We start from the raw sequence: 4,112 nt of genomic DNA, 5'->3' as shown, positions 1-4,112 counted from the left end.
TCAGTAAATTTATATTGGAGAAAAACATATATTTTGTAATCAAAATTAAGACACTTAGCTATTACTGTTGTTCTGGGTATTTCAGCACCTGCGAATAATTTAGTTTATAATTTCATTCTACGTGATGGTGCCCTGATAGAAGGCGTTAATTTAAGTTCTTTAAACTTTATTATTTTTATCGGTGTAATTGCCGCATTAGTATAAATTCTAGAAATGATTTTGGATCGTTATTTTCCCGCCCTTTATAACGCATTAGGTATTTTTTTACCACTAATAACCGTTAATTGTGCGATTTTTGGTGGTGTCTCGTTTATGGCTCAGCGCGAATATAATTTTAGTGAATCTATTGTTTATGGATTTGGTTCAGGATTGGGATGGATGCTGGCCATTGTTTTATTGGCATCTATTCGTGAGAAAATGAAATATGCAGATATCCCATCGGGTTTAAAAGGTTTAGGGATCACCTTTTTCACTACTGGTTTGATGGTATTGGGTTTTATGTCTTTTTCCGGTGTACAGTTATAAGGGTGAAAATAATTAATGGATATTATTATTCTTGGTGTAGTAATGTTTACCCTAATTGTGTTAATTCTAACGGCAATGATTTTATTTGCTAAATCTAAGTTAGTAAACACAGGGGATGTAAAAATTGAAGTTAATGGTGACCCTGAAAAGAGTTTTGCTGCGCCAGCAGGCGACAAGCTATTAAATATGTTGTCCAATCAGGGAATTTTTGTTTCATCTGCCTGTGGTGGCGGTGGTTCTTGTGGCTAATATCGGGTGACAATCAAGCATCGCAGCGGCAATATCCTGCCGACTGAACTTGCCCATATTAATAAGTGTGAAGTTAGAGCCGGATGTCGTTTGGCTTGCCAGGTTAATGTAAAACAGGATCTGGAAATCGAATTACCTGAGGAAATTTTTGGTGTAAAAAATGGGAATGTGAAGTTATTTCGAATGAAAATAAAGCGACTTTTATTAAAGAATTAAAATTGAAAATTCCAGCAGGAGAAGTTGTCCCATTTCGGGCAGGTGGCTTTATTCAGATAGAATGTCCTCCACATAAAGTTTCTTATGCTGATTTTGATGTACCCGATGAATATCGTGAAGATTGCGATAAATTCAATTTATTTCGCTATTTCTCTGAAGTAAAACAGCAGACAGTAAGAGGTTATTCGATGGCAAATTATCCAGAAGAGCATGGGATAATCATGTTAAATGTCAGGATAGCAACACCTCCACCGAAAGCTGCCGATTTACCTCCGGGTATCATGTCTTCATACATTTGGTCATTAAAACCAGGCAACAAAATCACTATTTCTGCGCCATTTGGTAAATTTTTTGCTAAAGAAACCAATGCGGAAATGATTTTTATTGGTGGTGGTGCGGGTATGGCAACAATGCGGTCACATATTTTTGATCAATTAAAGCGTTTAAAATCTAAACGAAAAATCAGTTTTTGGTATGGGGCTCGTTCAAAACGTGAATTATTTTATGTTGAAGATTTTCATCAATTAGCTGCTGATAATGAAAATTTTACCTGGCATGTTGCGCTATCAGATGCAATACCTGAAGATAACTGGCAAGGGTATACTGGCTTTATTCATAATGTTTTATATGAAAACTATTTGAAAGATCACCCAGCGCCAGAGGATTGTGAGTTTTATATGTGTGGTCCTCCTGTGATAAACGCCGCAGTTTTAAGATGCTTAAAGATTTAGGTGTTGAAGATGAAAATATTTTATTAGATGATTTTGGTGGTTGATTGTTTCCGGTATTTTAACTTTTTGTGTCATCATTGAGTTAATATGGATTTAATATGCTTAAAAAATTTTATGCTAAAAATAAATTATTCAATTGGATTATTACCTTATCTACTATTTTCATGCTTTGTGGTTGTTTTGAGAAAGAGCAAAAGAGTATTCAAGGGCAAACGATGGGAACTTACTATGTTGTTAAGTATGTTAGTGAATCATCTCATCCTTTTTGGGAAACATTGCGTGACGATATTGATAGCCGTTTAGAAGAAGTTAACAATCAAATGTCAACTTACCGCCCTAAATCTGAATTAAGCCAATTTAATCAATTTCAACATGTAAATACGCCATTTCCTGTTTCGTTAGCCATGATGACAGTGATTAAAGAAGCGATTCATATTAATAAATTAACCAATGGTGCGCTCGATATTACTATGGGACCATTAGTTAATTTATCGGGATTTGGCCCGGAAGGAAGGATAACCAAAGCACCACCGGAAGAGACGCTGCAATTGCGCCGGCAATGTATTAGTATTGATAAACTTGCGATTAAAGGTAATAGCCTGATAAAAAAAATACCTCAGCTCTATATAGATCTGTCAGCTATCGGTAAGGGTTACGGCGTTGATGTTATAGCAGAATATTTAGAGTCACAAAATATTGATAATTATATGGTCGACATTGGAGGTGAAGTCCGCACCAAAGGCCATAACGGTAAAGGTGTAGGGTGGCGTATTGCGATTGAAAAACCTTCGGATAAAGGGCTAGAACAGTCGGTACAAGAAATTATTGAACCTAGAAATATGTCAGTTGCTACCTCTGGTGACTATCGTAATTATTTTGAACAAGATGGAGTTTATTATTCACATACTATTGATCCGAAGACCGGTAGACCGATTATTCATAATTTGATTTCTATTACTGTTATCGCTCCGACTTGCATGATGGCAGATGGTTTATCTACGGGCCTAAATGTGTTGGGGGCTGCAAAAGGAATGGAGTTAGCTGAACGTTTAAATTTACCGGTTTTTATGGTCGTTACGACTAATAAAGGTTTCGAAGAACGTTATAGTTCAGCATTTAAACCTTATTTAGTAAAAAAAAAGTAGCGGAGTCATTATGTTAAAAATATTTATCGCTACTTTGGTTTTTTCCTGCTTGCTTTTATTGCTATGTCACTTGGCTATATTATTAAACGCAAGCAACTTCAAGGAAGTTGTGGTGGATTAAGTAATATAGGCATTGAAAAAGTTTGTGATTGCCCGCAGCCATGTGAGCTTCGCAAGAAACGTATAGCAATGGAAAAGCGTCAAAAGCATCAGCAGATTAACAACCTTATTATTTAATAAAAAATCTCGTTATTAATAGTAATAACGAGACTATTAATATTTTGATTTTTTTATTATCTTATATCTTTAAAATATTCAGGTGAATCGACCATAACTTCATCTGCACCTAGCTCTTTAGCGAGTTTATAATCAGCTTCATCTTTTTGCCAAATAAAACGATATGTGCACCACCGCTGGCGCCGAAACATTTCATTGCTTCATGATCCCAAACTAAATTTGAGGATGAGCGAGCTTCACCAAGAGTATATTTTTCCACAACTTCTACTTTACGTCGCAGTTCCAGTCCATACCAGCGCTGAGTATTAACTTTTTTATCAATCAAACAATGATGATTCATGGTAATATTTGCCAGAATATCACGTGTTTCATCACGACTTTCAAAACGTTGTACATGATCAGATAAAGTATTCAAGAAAGCTTGGTTGGTGGAATAAAAGCGAGTACGTCGAAACGCTTTTTCTTCTTTTAACACTTTTTCAATTGCTTTTTCTTGTTCGTAAGGATCGGCATCAGGAGATTTTAGATCGATATAGAAATCGGTCGCTGGAAACTGTTGCAGTACTTGCTTCAAGGTCGGAATGACTATTCCTTTATTACAATAAAGATGGTTATGACCGGAAGCGAAACGGTAGCCGGTATCAGCTTTTATAAGCTCCTGCGCAGAGTAAGAGGAAACCGGGCCACTTCTATTGGTTAATGTATTTAAATCAGATGGACGATATAATACGGGGACTTTATCACTGGAAAGTTGTAAGATGATCCATATTTTATCGGCGCCGTTTTTCAATGCCTGATCAATGGCATAAATCCTATTTTCTGGCGCATCGGCAGTTCCTCCACGATGCGCAACGATTTTCGGTGAATTTGCTAAGGCAGTAACTGAACAGAGCAAAAGCAGTACAGCTGTCATACTTTTATCCATTATTTTTCCATAAGTTGTGTGTATGAAAAATATTATAAATTAATTTTATTATTAAAGTAGAAGATTAAATATAAATTAATATAG

Annotated in this window: 1 protein-coding gene and 4 pseudogenes; 4 read left to right on the top strand and 1 reads right to left on the bottom strand. The window is 35.8% G+C overall.

Features of this window, described 5'->3' with window-relative positions:
- Nucleotides 1-54: 54 nt before the first annotated feature.
- From nqrE to nqrM, 4 genes and pseudogenes are all read left to right on the top strand, one after another.
- Nucleotides 55-525 (top strand): annotated as a pseudogene (gene nqrE / locus ARSQ2_RS10255) (NADH:ubiquinone reductase (Na(+)-transporting) subunit E); the annotation flags it as partial.
- A 15-nt stretch (nucleotides 526-540) separates the two neighbouring features.
- A pseudogene (gene nqrF, locus ARSQ2_RS10250) lies at nucleotides 541-1,765 on the top strand (NADH:ubiquinone reductase (Na(+)-transporting) subunit F).
- Nucleotides 1,766-1,885: 120 nt separating this feature from the next.
- Nucleotides 1,886-2,866, top strand: coding sequence for an FAD:protein FMN transferase (locus ARSQ2_RS10245; protein ID WP_238334454.1), 981 nt, complete (start codon nucleotides 1,886-1,888; stop codon nucleotides 2,864-2,866).
- 10 nt (nucleotides 2,867-2,876) lie between these two features.
- Nucleotides 2,877-3,103: pseudogene (gene nqrM / locus ARSQ2_RS10240) on the top strand ((Na+)-NQR maturation NqrM).
- Between the two features lie 56 nt (nucleotides 3,104-3,159).
- On the opposite strand, the pseudogene ARSQ2_RS10235 reads toward nqrM, so the two are convergent.
- A pseudogene (locus ARSQ2_RS10235) lies at nucleotides 3,160-4,028 on the bottom strand (glycerophosphodiester phosphodiesterase family protein).
- Nucleotides 4,029-4,112: the final 84 nt, after the last annotated feature.

It is taken from the genome of Arsenophonus endosymbiont of Bemisia tabaci Q2, assembly GCF_902713415.1.
GTDB lineage: Bacteria > Pseudomonadota > Gammaproteobacteria > Enterobacterales > Enterobacteriaceae > Arsenophonus.
Note: the sequence above shows the minus strand (reverse complement) of the source record. Positions and strands in the feature narration are given on the sequence as shown.